This window comes from Pseudomonas sp. NFACC41-3 (assembly GCF_900109505.1).
Taxonomy (GTDB): Bacteria; Pseudomonadota; Gammaproteobacteria; order Pseudomonadales; family Pseudomonadaceae; genus Aquipseudomonas; species Aquipseudomonas chlororaphis.
Window position 1 is genome coordinate 574,837 of record NZ_FOAE01000004.1, and the last position, 14,832, is coordinate 589,668.

21 protein-coding genes are annotated in these 14,832 nt (G+C 60.6%); 10 read left to right on the forward strand and 11 right to left on the reverse strand.

Annotated elements, in window-relative coordinates; genetic code table 11:
- Positions 1 to 32 precede the first annotated feature (32 nt).
- The 8 genes from hisG to BMY68_RS20795 all read right to left on the reverse strand — a co-directional run bounded on the left by hisG (position 33) and on the right by BMY68_RS20795 (position 5,489).
- The gene (hisG, locus tag BMY68_RS20760) at positions 33 to 668 is read right to left on the reverse strand and encodes an ATP phosphoribosyltransferase (protein WP_007929858.1); all 636 of its coding nucleotides are present in this window, start codon (positions 666 to 668) and stop codon (positions 33 to 35) included.
- Positions 669 to 795: 127 nt separating this feature from the next.
- Positions 796 to 2,061 carry a UDP-N-acetylglucosamine 1-carboxyvinyltransferase gene (gene murA / locus BMY68_RS20765; RefSeq protein ID WP_007929859.1) on the reverse strand — a complete coding sequence of 422 codons (1,266 nt, stop codon included), beginning with the start codon at positions 2,059 to 2,061 and terminating at the stop codon, positions 796 to 798.
- 22 nt (positions 2,062 to 2,083) lie between these two features.
- Positions 2,084 to 2,335 (reverse strand): BolA family protein, encoded by a 252-nt coding sequence (locus BMY68_RS20770; protein WP_007929860.1) that lies wholly within the window; start codon positions 2,333 to 2,335, stop codon positions 2,084 to 2,086.
- Between the two features lie 114 nt (positions 2,336 to 2,449).
- A complete protein-coding gene (locus BMY68_RS20775; RefSeq protein ID WP_007929861.1) occupies positions 2,450 to 2,755 on the reverse strand; it encodes an STAS domain-containing protein in 306 nt (101 codons plus the stop codon).
- Complete coding sequence (locus BMY68_RS20780) at positions 2,752 to 3,405, reverse strand: MlaC/ttg2D family ABC transporter substrate-binding protein (protein ID WP_009042198.1); 654 nt, start codon at positions 3,403 to 3,405, stop codon at positions 2,752 to 2,754. Before BMY68_RS20780 ends, BMY68_RS20775 begins: the two co-directional genes overlap by 4 nt.
- 10 nt (positions 3,406 to 3,415) lie before the next feature.
- The gene (gene mlaD, locus BMY68_RS20785; protein WP_007929863.1) at positions 3,416 to 3,883 is read right to left on the reverse strand and encodes an outer membrane lipid asymmetry maintenance protein MlaD; all 468 of its coding nucleotides are present in this window, start codon (positions 3,881 to 3,883) and stop codon (positions 3,416 to 3,418) included.
- Positions 3,883 to 4,680 carry a lipid asymmetry maintenance ABC transporter permease subunit MlaE gene (gene mlaE, locus BMY68_RS20790; RefSeq protein ID WP_007929864.1) on the reverse strand — a complete coding sequence of 266 codons (798 nt, stop codon included), beginning with the start codon at positions 4,678 to 4,680 and terminating at the stop codon, positions 3,883 to 3,885. The genes mlaD and mlaE overlap by 1 nt, the downstream gene beginning before the upstream one ends.
- The gene (locus tag BMY68_RS20795; protein WP_009042197.1) at positions 4,680 to 5,489 is read right to left on the reverse strand and encodes an ATP-binding cassette domain-containing protein; all 810 of its coding nucleotides are present in this window, start codon (positions 5,487 to 5,489) and stop codon (positions 4,680 to 4,682) included. The genes mlaE and BMY68_RS20795 overlap by 1 nt, the downstream gene beginning before the upstream one ends.
- A gap of 275 nt (positions 5,490 to 5,764) precedes the next feature.
- On the opposite strand from BMY68_RS20795, the gene BMY68_RS20800 reads away from it, so the two are divergent.
- The 10 genes from BMY68_RS20800 (at position 5,765) to BMY68_RS20845 (ending at position 12,791) form a co-directional block, all read left to right on the forward strand.
- Positions 5,765 to 6,739: a KpsF/GutQ family sugar-phosphate isomerase gene (locus tag BMY68_RS20800; RefSeq protein ID WP_009042196.1), complete on the forward strand. Its 975-nt coding sequence runs from the start codon at positions 5,765 to 5,767 to the stop codon at positions 6,737 to 6,739.
- The gene (locus tag BMY68_RS20805; protein ID WP_007929867.1) at positions 6,739 to 7,263 is read left to right on the forward strand and encodes a KdsC family phosphatase; all 525 of its coding nucleotides are present in this window, start codon (positions 6,739 to 6,741) and stop codon (positions 7,261 to 7,263) included. The genes BMY68_RS20800 and BMY68_RS20805 overlap by 1 nt, the downstream gene beginning before the upstream one ends.
- 8 nt (positions 7,264 to 7,271) lie before the next feature.
- Positions 7,272 to 7,844, forward strand: a complete 573-nt coding sequence (gene lptC, locus BMY68_RS20810) for an LPS export ABC transporter periplasmic protein LptC (protein ID WP_007929868.1) — start codon at positions 7,272 to 7,274, stop codon at positions 7,842 to 7,844.
- The gene (lptA, locus tag BMY68_RS20815; RefSeq protein WP_009042195.1) at positions 7,831 to 8,379 is read left to right on the forward strand and encodes a lipopolysaccharide transport periplasmic protein LptA; all 549 of its coding nucleotides are present in this window, start codon (positions 7,831 to 7,833) and stop codon (positions 8,377 to 8,379) included. The genes lptC and lptA overlap by 14 nt, the downstream gene beginning before the upstream one ends.
- Positions 8,379 to 9,104 carry an LPS export ABC transporter ATP-binding protein gene (lptB, locus tag BMY68_RS20820; RefSeq protein ID WP_007929870.1) on the forward strand — a complete coding sequence of 242 codons (726 nt, stop codon included), beginning with the start codon at positions 8,379 to 8,381 and terminating at the stop codon, positions 9,102 to 9,104. Before lptA ends, lptB begins: the two co-directional genes overlap by 1 nt.
- A 182-nt stretch (positions 9,105 to 9,286) precedes the next feature.
- Positions 9,287 to 10,780 (forward strand): RNA polymerase factor sigma-54, encoded by a 1,494-nt coding sequence (locus BMY68_RS20825; protein ID WP_009042194.1) that lies wholly within the window; start codon positions 9,287 to 9,289, stop codon positions 10,778 to 10,780.
- Between the two features lie 79 nt (positions 10,781 to 10,859).
- Positions 10,860 to 11,165 carry a ribosome hibernation-promoting factor, HPF/YfiA family gene (gene raiA / locus BMY68_RS20830; protein ID WP_007929872.1) on the forward strand — a complete coding sequence of 102 codons (306 nt, stop codon included), beginning with the start codon at positions 10,860 to 10,862 and terminating at the stop codon, positions 11,163 to 11,165.
- Between the two features lie 12 nt (positions 11,166 to 11,177).
- Positions 11,178 to 11,642: a PTS IIA-like nitrogen regulatory protein PtsN gene (ptsN, locus tag BMY68_RS20835; protein ID WP_007929873.1), complete on the forward strand. Its 465-nt coding sequence runs from the start codon at positions 11,178 to 11,180 to the stop codon at positions 11,640 to 11,642.
- Positions 11,643 to 11,644: 2 nt separating this feature from the next.
- Complete coding sequence (gene rapZ, locus BMY68_RS20840; protein WP_009042193.1) at positions 11,645 to 12,502, forward strand: RNase adapter RapZ; 858 nt, start codon at positions 11,645 to 11,647, stop codon at positions 12,500 to 12,502.
- 16 nt (positions 12,503 to 12,518) lie between these two features.
- Positions 12,519 to 12,791, forward strand: a complete 273-nt coding sequence (locus BMY68_RS20845) for an HPr family phosphocarrier protein (protein ID WP_007929877.1) — start codon at positions 12,519 to 12,521, stop codon at positions 12,789 to 12,791.
- A gap of 30 nt (positions 12,792 to 12,821) precedes the next feature.
- Here the strand turns inward: BMY68_RS20845 and BMY68_RS20850 are convergent, their stop codons facing one another.
- The 3 genes from BMY68_RS20850 to BMY68_RS20860 are packed head-to-tail and all read right to left on the reverse strand — an operon-like array spanning position 12,822 to position 14,810.
- On the reverse strand, positions 12,822 to 13,715 hold the full coding sequence (locus tag BMY68_RS20850) for a ZIP family metal transporter (protein ID WP_062823662.1): 894 nt from the start codon (positions 13,713 to 13,715) through the stop codon (positions 12,822 to 12,824).
- A gap of 32 nt (positions 13,716 to 13,747) precedes the next feature.
- Entirely contained in the window at positions 13,748 to 14,359 is a 612-nt protein-coding gene (locus tag BMY68_RS20855) for a superoxide dismutase (RefSeq protein ID WP_085529841.1), read from the reverse strand.
- A gap of 1 nt (position 14,360) precedes the next feature.
- The gene (locus BMY68_RS20860) at positions 14,361 to 14,810 is read right to left on the reverse strand and encodes a hypothetical protein (protein ID WP_007929886.1); all 450 of its coding nucleotides are present in this window, start codon (positions 14,808 to 14,810) and stop codon (positions 14,361 to 14,363) included.
- Positions 14,811 to 14,832: the final 22 nt, after the last annotated feature.

The following is a 14,832-nucleotide window of genomic DNA, read 5'->3' on the forward strand; positions in this document are numbered from 1 at the left end:
TAGACGGGCGCGGCTGGCGCCGCGCAAGTGAATCAACCGCGATGTCGCGACTCCACTGCTTTGCGCAGGGTGTCGATCAGTGCCTGGATGCGGGCGTGCTGCATTTTCATGGACGCCTTGTTGACCACCAGACGGGAACTGATCATGGAAATCAGCTCCTGGGGCTCCAGGCCGTTGGCCCGCAGGGTGTTGCCGGTGTCGACCACGTCGATGATCTTGTCCGCCAGGCCGATCAGCGGCGCCAGCTCCATCGAGCCGTACAGCTTGATGATGTCGACCTGACGGCCCTGCTCGGCGTAGTAGCGCTTGGCAACGTTGACGAACTTGGTGGCGACGCGCAGGCGGCCCTTGGGCTCGACCGCGCCGATGGCACCGGCGGTCATCAGCTTGCACTGGGCGATCTGCAGGTCCAGTGGCTCGTACAGGCCCTGGCCGCCGTATTCCATCAGCACATCTTTGCCGGCAACGCCGAGGTCGGCGGCACCATGTTCGACATAGGTCGGCACGTCGGTGGCACGCACGATCAGCAAGCGCACGTCGGCCTGGGTCGTGGGGATGATCAGCTTGCGGCTCTTGTCCGGATTCTCGGTGGGCACGATGCCGGCTTCAGCCAGAAGCGGCAAGGTGTCATCAAGGATGCGGCCCTTGGACAGTGCGATGGTCAACATGGGAAACGTAAGTCCTTATCAGGATACTCATGCCCGGTCGCAAATGGCGCCAGACACGCATCGAGCCTGAACACAGGCTCGACTTGGAACGAAACCTTGGGGCACGTCCCTGTGCCCATCACGCAAACTAGCCCGGTACGCGGCGGATCTTGGCGCCGAGCATCTGCAGCTTCTCTTCGATGCACTCGTAACCACGGTCGATGTGGTAGATGCGATCGATCAGGGTGTCGCCTTCGGCCATCAGGGCCGAGATCACCAGGCTGGCCGAAGCCCGCAGGTCGGTGGCCATCACTGGAGCACCCTTGAGGATTTCGGTGCCGGTGACGATGGCGGTGTTGCCTTCGACCTGGATCTTCGCGCCCATGCGGTGCAGTTCGTAAACGTGCATGAAGCGGTTTTCGAAGATGGTCTCGATCACCGCGCCAGTGCCTTCGGCAATGGCGTTGAGGGAGATGAACTGGGCCTGCATGTCGGTCGGGAACGCCGGGTACGGCGCGGTACGCACGTTGACCGCCTTCGGACGCTTGCCGTGCATGTTCAGCTCGATCCAGTCCTCGCCGGTGGTGACTTCGGCGCCGGATTCCTTGAGTTTCTCCAGGACAGCTTCGAGGATGGTCGGATCGGTGTCCTTGACCTTCACGCGACCGCCAGTCACGGCGGCGGCGACCAGGTAGGTGCCGGTCTCGATACGGTCCGGCATGACCTTGTAGGTCGCCGAGTGCAGGCGCTCGACACCGTCGATGGTGATGGTGTCGGTACCGGCGCCGGAAACCTTGGCGCCCATGGCGTTGAGGAAGTTCGCCAGGTCGACCACTTCCGGTTCGCGGGCGGCGTTCTGCAGCACGCTGCGGCCCTTGGCCAGGGCCGCTGCCATCATGATGTTCTCGGTACCGGTCACACTCACGGTATCGAAGAAGAAGTGCGCGCCGCGCAGGCCGCCTTCAGGCGCCTTGGCCTTGATGTAGCCGCCTTCGACGTCGATCACCGCGCCCATGGCTTCCAGGCCGCGGATGTGCAGGTCGACCGGACGCGAACCGATGGCGCAACCGCCAGGCAGCGCGACTTCGGCTTCACCGAAACGGGCAACCATCGGGCCCAGCACCAGGATCGAGGCACGCATGGTCTTGACCAGTTCATACGGCGCGACCAGGGTCTTGATGGTGCGTGGGTCGATTTCGACGCTGAGCTTTTCGTCAATCACAGGCTCAATGCCCATGCGACCGAACAGCTCGATCATGGTGGTGATGTCGTGCAGGTGCGGCAGGTTGGCGACCGTGACCGGGCCATCGCACAGCAGGGTTGCAGCCAGAATCGGCAGGGCAGAGTTCTTTGCCCCGGAAATGCGGATTTCGCCATCAAGACGAACGCCGCCGGTAATAATCAATTTATCCATAAGAATCTCGACGCCCTTGGGCTCAGGTGCGCTCGGCCCAAGCCGCGCTGCTGAAAAATTTCATAGTGACCGCATGGATGCTGCCATCGGCGATCCACGGGTTCAAATGGGCATAGATGCTCTGCTGACGCTTGACCGGACTCAAGGCCACCAGTTCGTCACTGATCACATTCAGCTGAAAGTTGCAGCCTTCGCCCTCAACTTCTACCTGAACGGATGAAAGAGTCTCGGACAGCTTTCCTTCAAGGAAGCTCTTCACTTCGTTGGCCTGCATGCTCAACCTCAATCGGCGCCCTGTGCGCGCGGGTCGGACATCATACAAAAAAGCCCCGCGCCTGCGAACCCCGCATAGCAGGACTCTGACGGGGGGCTTGCTTGTCGATGGTTACTAAGGCTGCGCCAGCAGCTCGGTCAAACCGGAAACCTCGGCGATTTCGCGCATGTCTTCAGGTAACGCACGGATGCTGACGGCCTTGCCGGCTGCCGCGGCGTCGCGCATGAAGGCCAGCAACAACGACAAGCCGACGCTGCTGGACTTCTCCACCGCCGAACAGTCGAGCACCAGCGCCGCCGCGGTGCTGGAGGCGATCAGGGCCTGCCCCTGCTTGCGCAGGCCCGGGCCGGAACGATAGTCCAGCACACCGCTGATCAGCAGTTCGCCGGCTTCACCCAGACGGACGGCCGACTCACTCATTTCACGACCTTCTCTGGAGAGTTTTCGGTCGATTCCTTGGCCTTGGCCACTTCGCCAGCCCAGTTGTTGATGGTCTTGTCCAGGTCATTGCCGTTGCGCTGCATGGCATCGGCGAACTGATCGCGGAACAGCTTGCCGATATTGATGCCGTTGATGATTACGTTGCGCAGTTTCCACTCACCGCTGATCTTCTCCAGCGTGTACGACACAGGATAGATCGCACCGTTGCTGCCCTTGACCGTCATGCCGACGCTGGTACGGTCACCCGACTCGTCCCTGGCAGGGTCAACGACGATGCCCTGGTTGTTGTACTCCAGCAAGGCGTTGCCATAGAACTGGAACAGGCCCTTCTTGAAGTTCTCTTCAAAGGTGCGCATCTGTTCCGGCGTGGCTTTACGCGAGTACTTGACCGTCATGATGCTCTTGGAAATGCCTTCGGCATCCACGACCGGCCCCACGATGCTGTTCAGCGCCGCATAAAAGTCCTGCGGGTCCTGCTTGTACTTTTCTTTGTTGGCGGCCAGGTCGGCCAGCAGACGGTTGGTGGTGTCCTGTACCAGATCATGCGCGGAAGGCGCCGCCACGGCGTGAGCCATCAACGGCAACGCCGCCAGTAATACCAACAGGCTACGTCGCAAGGTAGAGATCATGAAAAAATCCTCATTTGGCGTCTTTGCTAACGGTATTGAGCAGGAATTTACCGATCAGGTCCTCAAGCACCAGTGAAGACTGGGTGTCGTGGATGGTCCCGCCATCCTTGAGCAACGTGTCTTCGCCGCCGACGCTGATACCAATGTATTTCTCGCCGAGCAACCCAGCGGTCAGGATAGATGCAGTGGAGTCGGTCGGCAGGTTATCTACGCGTTTTTCCAACTGCAGCGTGACCCGACCGGTGAAACTGTCGCGGTCCAGATCGATAGCCGTGACCTTGCCGATGGTCACACCGGCCATGGTCACTTTAGCTCTGACCGTCAAACCGGCGATATTGTCGAAATATGCGTAAAGTTTATAAGTATCGGTGCTCGAGGTCGGGGACAAGCCACTGACCCGCAAGGCAAGCAACAGCAAAGCCAGGATGCCAGCCAGCAGGAAAAGGCCGACACCGATTTCCAGGGTGCGGTTTTGCATCAGAAATCTCCAAACATCAAGGCGGTCAGAATAAAGTCCAGGCCGAGTACGGCCAACGAGGCGTACACAACGGTCTTGGTAGTGGCACGACTGATCCCCTCTGAAGTGGGCTCGCAGTCATAGCCTTGGAATACGGCGATCCAGGTCACGACAAAGGCGAAAACGATGCTCTTGATGATGCCATTGAGCACGTCATCGCTGAACGTCACGCTGTTTTGCATGTTCGACCAGTAGGAACCTTCATAGACTCCCAGCCAGTCGACGGCCACCCACGAACCGCCCCAGATGCCCACCACGCTGAAAATGATCGCCAGCAACGGCAGGGAAATGAAACCGGCCCACAGCCGTGGCGCGATAATGTATTTGAGCGGGTCGACACCGATCATCTCCAGGCTGGAGAGCTGCTCGGTGGCTTTCATGTTGCCGATTTCCGCGGTCAGCGCCGAACCGGCCCGGCCGGCGAAGAGCAATGCCGTGACCACCGGCCCCAACTCACGCAACAAGGTCAGGGCCACCATCTGCCCCACCGCTTGCTCCGAACCGTAGCTGGACAGGATATTGAAGCCCTGCAGCGCCAGTACCATGCCGATGAATATCCCGGAGACCACGATAATCACCAGGGACATCACGCCCACCGAATGCAGCTGCTTGACCAGCAGGCCGAAGCCGCCGCCGATACTGCCGCGGCCGAACAACACATGAAACAGCATCAGGCTCGAACGCCCGAGCACCGCGAGAACGTCGATGCCCGAGTGGCCGAATAGACGAATTCGCTCCAATAAAGATACTTTGCGCATCAGCGCTTCCCCAGAAGATCTGCGCGGTAGTCCGGCGCTGGAAAGTGAAAGGGTACCGGACCATCGGGGTCGCCTTTCATGAACTGGCGGATCCGCGGGTTATCGGAATCCATCAGCTCGTCGGGCGTGCCCTGCCCCAGCACCTGGCCATCGCCCACCACATAGATGTAGTCGGCGATGCTCGCGGTTTCCGCCAGGTCATGGGAAACCACGATGCTGGTGATACCCAGCGCGTCGTTGAGCAGACGGATCAGGCGTACCAGCACACCCATGGCAATGGGGTCCTGGCCTACGAACGGCTCGTCGTACATGAGGATCTGCGGGTCCAGGGCGATGGCCCGGGCCAGGGCCACGCGACGCTTCATGCCACCGGACAGCTCGTCGGGCATCAAGTCGATGGCTCCGCGCAACCCGACCGCCTGCAACTTGAGCAGGACGATATCGCGGATCATTTCATCCGGCAGCTGGGTATGAACGCGCAGCGGAAAGGCGACGTTCTCGAACACATCGAGATCGGTGAACAGCGCGCCGCTCTGGAACAGCACGCCCATCTGCTTGCGGGCGTCGAACAGATCGCCGCGCGACAATTTGGGCAGGTTCTGGCCATTGACCCAGACTTCACCGCTGCTGGGACGCAATTGCGCGCCCATCAACCGCAGGAGCGTGGTCTTGCCGCAACCGGAAGGCCCCATGATGCCGGTGACCTTGCCCCGCGGAATACGGATATCGACATTATTGAAGATGCTGCGCGCACCGCGCTTGAAGGACAGTCCCTTCAGCTCGACCGCGTAGGCGTTATCGGCACTCATCTAAACTCCTTGCGATGCAGCCTCTCACTCGGACGCTTGGCTCCCTGCCGGGAGTACATGCACCCAGGGCAGGCCGAACTGGCGGCGAACTATATCACTGCTGATACGGAGCCCCCAAGGCCGAAGCCATCCGCATTCAGGATCACGACAGCCTAAAACAGGCTTTACAGGACAATTCCTGCCTATAGAAGGACAAAGGCTGACGAACTTGCGTGAGGGAATCGATCATTACCGCTATAATCGCCGCCTTTTCATCAGGCTATACGATTTCTGACATGAGCCAATCCAGCGACCTGATTCAATCGGCACAACGCACCATCCGCCTCGAGATAGAAGCCGTACAAGGCTTGCTGCCACATATCGACGCAGATTTCGTACGCGCTTGCGAGATGATTCTGGCCAGCAAAGGCCGCGTAGTAGTGGTCGGCATGGGCAAGTCCGGGCACATCGGCAACAAGATCGCCGCCACCCTGGCCAGCACCGGCACCACTGCGTTTTTTGTCCATCCGGCCGAAGCCAGCCATGGCGACATGGGCATGATTACCCGGGACGACGTGATCCTGGCCCTGTCCAACTCCGGCTCGACCAATGAAATCGTGACCCTGTTGCCGCTGATCAAGCGCCTGGGCATCCAGCTGATCAGTATCACCGGCAACCCTGATTCGGCGCTGGCCAAGGCCGCCGAGGTCAACCTCAACGTCCAGGTCGAGCAAGAGGCCTGCCCGCTGAACCTGGCTCCGACCTCCTCGACCACCGCCGCCCTGGTCATGGGCGACGCCCTGGCCGTTGCGCTGCTGGAAGCCCGCGGCTTTACCGCCGAAGACTTCGCCTTCTCCCATCCGGGCGGCGCGCTGGGCCGGCGCCTGCTGCTGAAAGTCGAGAACGTCATGCATGCCGGCGAGCAACTGCCGCAGGTCCAGCGTGGCACGCTGCTCAAGGACGCCTTGATGGAAATGACCCGCAAGGGCCTGGGCATGACCGTCATTGTCGAGGCCGACGGGCGTCTGGCGGGGGTCTTCACCGATGGCGACCTGCGCCGCACCCTGGATCGCACCATCGACATCCACCACACCACTATCGATGAAGTCATGACCGTTCACGGCAAGACCGCCCGCGCCGAAATGCTCGCGGCCGAAGCCCTGAAGATCATGGAGGACAATCGAATCAACGCACTGGTCGTAGTGGACAAGGACGATCGCCCGACCGGCGCCTTCAACCTGTCCGACCTGCTGCGCGCGGGAGTCATGTAATGAGCACGGATCTGCTGCAACGCGGCAAGAACATCAAGCTGGCGGTATTCGACGTCGACGGCGTACTGACCGACGGTCGCCTGTACTTCCTCGAAGACGGCAGCGAATTCAAGACCTTCAACACCCTCGACGGCCAGGGCATCAAGATGCTGATGGCCACGGGCGTGCAGACGGCGATCATCAGCGGCCGCAAGACGCCGGTGGTCGAGCGTCGGGCGAAAAACCTGGGGATTCCCCATCTGTTTCAGGGTCGCGAAGACAAACTGGTGGTGCTGGACGGGCTTCTTGCCCAACTGGGCCTAAGCTATGAGCAGGTCGCCTACCTGGGCGACGACTTGCCCGACCTGCCAGTGATCCGCCGGGTCGGCCTGGGCATGGCCGTCGCCAATGCCGCCAGTTTTGTCCGTGAACACGCCCATGGCGTCACCCAGGCCCGTGGCGGTGAAGGTGCCGCCCGCGAGTTCTGCGAGTTGATCCTGCGCGCCCAAGGCAGCCTTGAAGCAGCCCACGCCGCCTACTTATAGAGCCTCCCATGCTGAGCAAAAAGATTCGCAACATACTGATCTTCGGCATCATCACCGTGCTGTTCCTGGCGGTGGGGTACTGGAACATCAGCCCGGAACGCTTCCTCGACAAGCCGGTCGCGCAGGTCGACGAAAGCGCCATCGACTACTACGCCATCAACGCCCGTAGCGTGCAGTACCTGCCCGACGGCAAGCTGCAGTACGAAATGACTTCCGACAAGGTCGAGCACCTCAAGGCCACCGAGGTAACTCTGCTGACCAAGCCGGACCTGCAGATGTATCGCGGCACCGCCTTCCCTTGGCATGTCCAGAGCGAGCGCGGCGAAGTCAACCCGGACGGCACCGAGGTCGAGTTGATCGATTCGGTACGGGTTTCGCGCACCGACGAGAAAAATCGCAACCTGCTGATCACCACGACCCGCATGACAGTATTCCCGCAGAAGCAATATGCGCAGACCGATCAAGACGTTAGAATCGACGGCGCCGGCGGCGTGACGACTGGCAAGGGAATGAAAGCGTATTTGAAAGACGGCAGGATGAACCTGCTATCGAACGTAAGAGGACAGTATGAGGCTCGTTAAAACCCTCCCTATTTTGCTCGGTCTGGGCGCAGCACTGGGAAGCGTGAGCGCCTGGGCTCTGCCGAACGATAGCCAGCAACCAATCCGCATCCAGGCCGACGACGCTCAACTGGACGACAAGAATGGCGTAGCCACCTACAGGGGCGACGTGATCATCACCCAGGGCTCGATGAAGGTCACCGGCAATACCGTGACCATCACCCGTACCCAGACCGGTGATATCGACGTGGTGACCTCGGTGGGCAACCTGGCCTACTTCGAGCAGATTCAAACCCAGGGCGACACCAAGCCGGTCCAGGGCTACGGTGTGACCATCCAGTACCACGCCGCGCAGAACCGCGTCGTACTGATCGACCGCGCCAAAGTCGTCGACAAGGACGGCAACATCACCCAGGGCGAGAAAATCGTCTACGACACCAACAAGAAGCTGGCCAGCGCCGGTCGCGCCACCGGCAGCAAGGTCACCGAGTCGCGCCCACGGATCGACATGGTCATCCAGCCGAAAAAGAAAACTGACGAGCAAAAGGCCCAGTAATGGCAACTCTGAAAGCTCAGCACCTGGCCAAGAGCTACAAGAGCCGCCAGGTCGTGCGTGACGTCAGCCTGTCCATCGACAGCGGCCAGATCGTCGGCCTGCTCGGCCCCAACGGCGCCGGCAAGACCACCTGCTTCTACATGATCGTCGGTCTGGTCCAGGCCGATCAGGGTCGCATCCTGATCGACGACCTGGATGTCAGCCACCAGCCGATGCACGGCCGCGCCCGTGCCGGGATCGGCTACCTGCCGCAGGAAGCCTCGATCTTCCGCAAGCTTTCGGTGGCCGACAACATCATGGCCATCCTCGAGACCCGCAAGGAGCTCGACAAGGCCGGCCGTCGCCAGGAGCTGGAAAGCCTGCTGCAGGAGTTCCACATCAACCACATTCGCGACAACCTGGGTATGAGCCTCTCCGGCGGTGAACGTCGCCGCGTGGAAATCGCTCGCGCCCTGGCCACCGCCCCCAAGTTCATCCTGCTCGACGAGCCCTTCGCCGGCGTGGACCCGATCTCGGTAGGCGACATCAAGCAGATCATTCATCACCTGAAGGCCAAGGGTATCGGCGTGCTCATCACCGACCACAACGTCCGTGAAACCCTGGATATCTGCGAAACCGCCTACATCGTCAACGACGGTCAACTGATCGCCGAAGGCGACGCCGAAACCATCCTCGCCAACGAGCTGGTCAAGGAAGTTTACCTGGGCCATGAGTTCCGCCTGTAAGCCCTGAGGTGTTTGGCTGGTCGCCAGAGCGCCCGCCCCAATAAAACCCTGCCGTTTTTATTGTTACAGCGCTCTAGGCAAACACTTCAGTTTCAGGCATATAATTTGCTTATGTTTGGCGCTCACGCGCCCTGTAGTGGATGGCGCATGTGCGCCGGCGAATAAGGTGTTAAGCCCCTGCCATGAAACCATCGCTAGTCCTCAGAATGGGCCAGCAGCTGACGATGACACCGCAGCTGCAACAGGCCATCCGCCTGCTCCAATTGTCGACCCTGGACCTGCAACAGGAAATCCAGGAGGCCCTGGAGTCCAACCCGATGCTCGAGCGCCAGGAAGAAGGCGACGACTTCGATAACACCGATCCGCTGGCCGACAACGCCGAGCAGAAACCCAATACCGATATCCAGGAACCCTCCTACCAGGAAACCGCCCCGACGGTGGACAACCTCGAGGACGGCGAATGGAACGAACGCATTCCCAACGACCTGCCGGTCGACACCGCCTGGGAAGACGTCTACCAGACCAGCGCCAGCAGCCTGCCCAGCAACGATGACGACGAGTGGGATTTCACCACCCGCACCTCGGCCGGCGAAAGCCTGCAGAGCCATCTGCTCTGGCAGTTGAACCTGGCGCCCATGTCCGATACCGATCGCCTGATCGCCGTGACCCTGATCGACTGCATCAACAATCAGGGCTATCTGGACGAAACCCTCGAGGAAATTCTCGAAGCCTTCGATCCGGAACTGGACATCGAACTCGACGAAATCGAGGCCGTCCTGCACCGTATCCAGCAATTCGAGCCCGCCGGCATCGGCGCCCGCAACCTGGGTGAGTGCCTGCTGCTGCAACTGCGCCAACTGCCTGCCAAGACCCCTTGGCTGACTGAAGCCAAGCGCCTGGTCAGCGACTTCATCGACCTGCTCGGCAGCCGCGACTACAGCCAGCTGATGCGGCGCATGAAGCTCAAGGAAGACGAACTGCGCCAAGTCATCGAACTGGTACAGAGCCTCAACCCACGGCCGGGCTCGCAAATCGAGTCCACCGAAGCCGAATACGTGGTCCCCGACGTCATAGTGCGCAAGGACAACGAACGCTGGCTGGTGGAGCTGAACCAGGAGTCCGTGCCGCGCCTGCGCGTCAACCCACAGTACGCCGGCTTCGTGCGGCGCGCCGACACCAGCGCCGACAACACCTTCATGCGCAACCAGTTGCAAGAAGCCCGCTGGTTTATCAAGAGCCTGCAGAGCCGTAACGAAACCCTGATGAAAGTCGCCACCCAGATCGTCGAGCATCAGCGCGGCTTCCTCGAGTACGGCGATGAGGCGATGAAACCGCTGGTCCTGCATGACATCGCCGAAGCAGTCGGCATGCACGAGTCGACGATTTCACGGGTGACCACGCAAAAATTCATGCATACCCCACGGGGCATTTATGAACTGAAATACTTTTTCTCCAGCCACGTAAGTACCTCCGAAGGCGGTGAATGCTCGTCCACGGCGATCCGCGCGATCATCAAAAAACTGGTCGCCGCGGAAAATCAGAAAAAGCCGTTGAGTGACAGCAAGATCGCTGGTTTACTGGAGGCACAAGGCATTCAGGTAGCCCGCCGTACCGTCGCCAAGTACCGTGAATCCCTGGGGATCGCGCCTTCCAGCGAACGGAAGCGGTTGATGTAGCCGCCGGGCTCGCCACAGCGTTCCAGTGGCAGGTCAATCGACCTGCCGCTTTATGCACTGGCAACGAAGGAGAAGCTGTATGCAAGTCAACATCAGTGGACACCAACTGGAAGTGACCGAACCTCTGCGCGCTTACATCGGCGAAAAACTCGACCGACTTGAGCGGCACTTTGACAAGATTACCAATGTGCAGGTAACGCTGGCCGTCGAAAAACTGAAGCAGAAAATCGAGGCCACGCTGCACATCCATGGTGGGGAAGTCGTCGCCAATGCAGAACATGACGACATGTATGCCGCAATCGACTTGCTCACGGACAAGCTTGACCGCCAACTGAAAAAGCATAAGGAAAAGCAACTCCACCTTCTCCAAGGCACGGGTCGCTAACACTCCCCTCCCATGATCCGACTTGAAAGCATCCTGACCCCCGGCCGTTCCCTGGTGAACGTGCCGGGCGGCAGTAAAAAACGCGCCCTCGAACAAATTGCCAACCTGATCAGCCGCGAAGTGCCCGATCTGGAGATGCAAGATGTCTTCGAAAGCCTGATTGCCCGTGAAAAACTGGGCTCTACCGGTTTTGGCAACGGCATTGCCATCCCACACTGCCGCCTCAAAGGCTGTGAGTCGCCCATCAGTGCCCTGATGCACCTGGACGCTCCCATCGATTTCGACGCCATCGACGGCGCACCGGTCGACCTGCTGTTCGTACTGCTGGTCCCGGAAGCCGCCACCGATGCGCACCTGGAACTGCTCCGGCAGATTGCCAGCATGCTGGACCGCAAAGAAGTGCGCGACAAGCTGCGCAGCGCCACCAGCAACGAAGCCTTGTACAAGGTTGTCCTGGACGAACAGAACGGTCAGTAATCATGCGCTTGATCATCGTCAGCGGCCGGTCCGGCTCAGGTAAAAGCACCGCCCTCGATGTACTCGAGGACAATGGTTATTACTGCATCGACAACCTGCCGGCCGGGCTGTTGCCCGAACTGGCCGAGCGGGCGCTGATCCATACCGAACTGACACAGCCACTGGTCGCCGTGTCGATCGACGCCCGCAACCTGCCCAGCCACCTGTCGCGCTTCCCCGAACTGCTCGAAGAAGTCCGCAGCCGGCATATTCAGTGCGATGTGGTGTACCTGGACGCTGACGAAGAAACCCTGCTCAAGCGCTTTTCCGAAACCCGCCGCCGCCACCCCTTGAGCAGCAACAATCGCTCGCTGGCCGAGGCGATCCAGGACGAAAGCCACCTGCTGGGACCGATCGCCGACCTGGCCGATCTCAAGGTCAACACCACCAACCTGAACCTGTATCAACTGCGCGATACCATCAAGTTGCGCCTGTTGAACCAACCGGAGCCGGGCACCGCCTTTCTGGTGGAGTCTTTCGGATTCAAGCGTGGCATGCCGGTCGATGCCGACCTGGTGTTCGATGTGCGCTGCCTGCCCAACCCGTACTGGAAACCCGAGTTGCGCGCCCAGTCCGGGCTCGACCAGCCGGTTGCCGAATACCTGGCCGCCCAGCCGGACGTCGAGGAAATGTTCCAGGACATCTCTAGCTACCTGCTGAAATGGTTGCCCCGTTTCGCCGCCAGCAACCGCGCCTACGTCACTATTGCCATTGGCTGCACGGGCGGCCACCATCGCTCGGTCTACCTGACCGAACGCTTGGGCCAAGTCCTGCAGAAGTCCCTGAAGAACGTCCAGGTTCGCCACCGCGACCTTAGCTGAAAGGATCTACCCCGCGATGCCTGCTCTGGAAATTGAAATCATCAACAAACTGGGCCTGCATGCCCGTGCCTCTGCAAAGTTCGTCGGCGTGGCCGGTCAGTTTCCTTGCCAGATCCGCGCAGGGAGAACGCCGGAGTCGATGGTCGACGGCAAGAGCATCATGGCAATGATGATGCTGGCCGCCGGCAAGGGCACCAGGATTCATCTGAAGACCGAAGGCGAACAGGAGCAGGAGGCGCTGGAAGCGCTGGTGGCACTGATCAACAACTTCTTCGACGAAGGCGAGTAAGGTCGGCAGGGCAAACCTGCCGAAAGGCACTCAAGCGAGTGCCGTATCCATGACCATCATCAGGCAAAAGCCGACACACAAGCCCAGGCTGGCCAGCTTCTCATGACCGTTGCGTCGGGATTCGGGAATCACTTCGTGGGTCACCACCAGCAGCATCGCCCCCGCCGCCAACGCCAGCCCGAGCGGCAACAGCATCTCGGCCAGGCTCACCAGCCACGCACAAAGCAACGCGAACACCGGTTCCACCAGGCCTGAAGCGGCACCGATCAGGAACGCCTTGACCCTGGACATGCCGGCGCCAGCCAGCACCAGGGCAATCACCAGGCCTTCCGGCACATCCTGCAAGGCAATGCCCATGGCCAGGCTATCAGCCTCCGGCATGCCGCCACCCGCGGAAACGCCCACGGCCATTCCTTCGGGAATGTTGTGGGCGATGATGGCAAACACAAACAGCCAGATTCGCGGCGGGATAACCGGATGCTCAAGGGTGCCCACCAGTTTCTCCGGGCTGCCCCCCGAGACTTTGCGGTCCACCAGAAACAACCCCAAGGCACCGAGCATGATGCCGAAGCTGATCAGGCCGCTCGAAGCCCAGGGCGACAGTCCGATTTTTTCCGCCGCGGCGATCCCGGGCACGATCAACGAAAAGGCCGTAGCCGCCAGCATCACCCCGGCGCCGAATCCCAACAGGGTGTCACTCAGCGCCAGCGGCATCTTGCGAATGACCAACACTGGCACTGCCCCCAGCGCGGTTCCCAGGGCACAGACCGCCCCACCCTGCAATGCACGCAGCAAGCGCGGCTCCAGGTCCAGCCAGGACAAGCCCTGGGCAACCAGCAATGCAGTACCCGCCAACAGCAACAGCGAACCGAATGCGTAACGAAACATCCGCCCGCTGCCGATCGTCAGTGTTTCAGTGCCCATAGTCAGCCTTAGGTCTTTTTATAGGAGGGGGCTCAAACCAGTGCGGCCTGGTAGCGCTGGGCTACTTCAGGCCAATTGATCACGTTGTAGAACGCATTGATGTATTCCGGCCGCCGGTTCTGGTAACGCAGGTAATAGGCGTGCTCCCACACGTCCAGGCCGAGAATCGGGGTATTGCCGTTCATCAACGGGCTGTCCTGGTTGCCGCTGCTCTCGACGACCAGGGTCTTTTGCGGGGTCACGCTGAGCCAGGCCCAACCGCTGCCGAAACGCGTGAGCGCGGCCTTGGTGAAGGCCTCCTTGAAACTCTCGAAACCGCCCAGCTGCTCGTCGATCGCCTGGCCCAGCACACCGTTCGGCTTGCCTCCGCCGCTCGGCGCCATCACCGCCCAGAACAACGAATGGTTGGCATGGCCACCGCCCTGGTTGATCACCGCTGCGCGCAGTTTCTCCGGCAGTTGCTGGACCCCGGCCACCAGTTTCTCCACTGACCAATCGGCCCATTCGGTGCCTTCCACGGCCGCGTTGAGGTTGTTGATGTAGGTCTGGTGATGCTTGGTGTAGTGAATCTCCATGGTCTGCGCATCGATGTGCGGTTCCAGAGCGTCGTAGGCGTAGGGCAATGCAGGCAAGGTAAAGGTCATATCAATGTGCTCCGTAATGAGGGGCATTCGGGGTCGCGGTGCCGGCAGTCGATTGCGCGACATTGCTCTCCAGCAGGCGATGCGTACGGGGGTATTCACCGTGCTCACTGATGAAGTTGAGCAACTCGACGTAAGTCTTGCTGCTCTGGCGCAGCGCGGCTTCTCGCAGCGCTGGCGCCAGGCGGCTGTCCTGCATGGTCTGCAACAACCGCTGATGGATGGCGCAGAGGTACTCCGCGCTCTCCTCCGGCTGGTTCAGGCGCAGGTGCAGGTCCGCCAGGTTGTGATGGGAGATGACACAGGCCGCCACCGCTTCGTCGGCATCGCTCCAGCGCTCGAACAACACCTGCGCCAGGGCCAGGGCCTGCAAGTAATACTCGCGGGCATCCACCAGGTCGCCCTGCATGAAGAAACGGTTTGCCCTTTCGATCGTGCGTTTCCAGTGCTCCATGGTGAACCTCCAAAGCGATGTC

Coding starts and splice junctions, on each gene's coding strand:
- hisG (WP_007929858.1), bottom strand. CDS start 668: ATGTTGACCATCGCACTGTCCAAGGGCCGCATCCTTGATGACACCTTG.
- murA (WP_007929859.1), bottom strand. CDS start 2,061: ATGGATAAATTGATTATTACCGGCGGCGTTCGTCTTGATGGCGAAATC.
- BMY68_RS20770 (WP_007929860.1), bottom strand. CDS start 2,335: ATGCAGGCCAACGAAGTGAAGAGCTTCCTTGAAGGAAAGCTGTCCGAG.
- BMY68_RS20775 (WP_007929861.1), bottom strand. CDS start 2,755: ATGAGTGAGTCGGCCGTCCGTCTGGGTGAAGCCGGCGAACTGCTGATC.
- BMY68_RS20780 (WP_009042198.1), bottom strand. CDS start 3,405: ATGATCTCTACCTTGCGACGTAGCCTGTTGGTATTACTGGCGGCGTTG.
- mlaD (WP_007929863.1), bottom strand. CDS start 3,883: ATGCAAAACCGCACCCTGGAAATCGGTGTCGGCCTTTTCCTGCTGGCT.
- mlaE (WP_007929864.1), bottom strand. CDS start 4,680: ATGCGCAAAGTATCTTTATTGGAGCGAATTCGTCTATTCGGCCACTCG.
- BMY68_RS20795 (WP_009042197.1), bottom strand. CDS start 5,489: ATGAGTGCCGATAACGCCTACGCGGTCGAGCTGAAGGGACTGTCCTTC.
- BMY68_RS20800 (WP_009042196.1), top strand. CDS start 5,765: ATGAGCCAATCCAGCGACCTGATTCAATCGGCACAACGCACCATCCGC.
- BMY68_RS20805 (WP_007929867.1), top strand. CDS start 6,739: ATGAGCACGGATCTGCTGCAACGCGGCAAGAACATCAAGCTGGCGGTA.
- lptC (WP_007929868.1), top strand. CDS start 7,272: ATGCTGAGCAAAAAGATTCGCAACATACTGATCTTCGGCATCATCACC.
- lptA (WP_009042195.1), top strand. CDS start 7,831: ATGAGGCTCGTTAAAACCCTCCCTATTTTGCTCGGTCTGGGCGCAGCA.
- lptB (WP_007929870.1), top strand. CDS start 8,379: ATGGCAACTCTGAAAGCTCAGCACCTGGCCAAGAGCTACAAGAGCCGC.
- BMY68_RS20825 (WP_009042194.1), top strand. CDS start 9,287: ATGAAACCATCGCTAGTCCTCAGAATGGGCCAGCAGCTGACGATGACA.
- raiA (WP_007929872.1), top strand. CDS start 10,860: ATGCAAGTCAACATCAGTGGACACCAACTGGAAGTGACCGAACCTCTG.
- ptsN (WP_007929873.1), top strand. CDS start 11,178: ATGATCCGACTTGAAAGCATCCTGACCCCCGGCCGTTCCCTGGTGAAC.
- rapZ (WP_009042193.1), top strand. CDS start 11,645: ATGCGCTTGATCATCGTCAGCGGCCGGTCCGGCTCAGGTAAAAGCACC.
- BMY68_RS20845 (WP_007929877.1), top strand. CDS start 12,519: ATGCCTGCTCTGGAAATTGAAATCATCAACAAACTGGGCCTGCATGCC.
- BMY68_RS20850 (WP_062823662.1), bottom strand. CDS start 13,715: ATGGGCACTGAAACACTGACGATCGGCAGCGGGCGGATGTTTCGTTAC.
- BMY68_RS20855 (WP_085529841.1), bottom strand. CDS start 14,359: ATGACCTTTACCTTGCCTGCATTGCCCTACGCCTACGACGCTCTGGAA.
- BMY68_RS20860 (WP_007929886.1), bottom strand. CDS start 14,810: ATGGAGCACTGGAAACGCACGATCGAAAGGGCAAACCGTTTCTTCATG.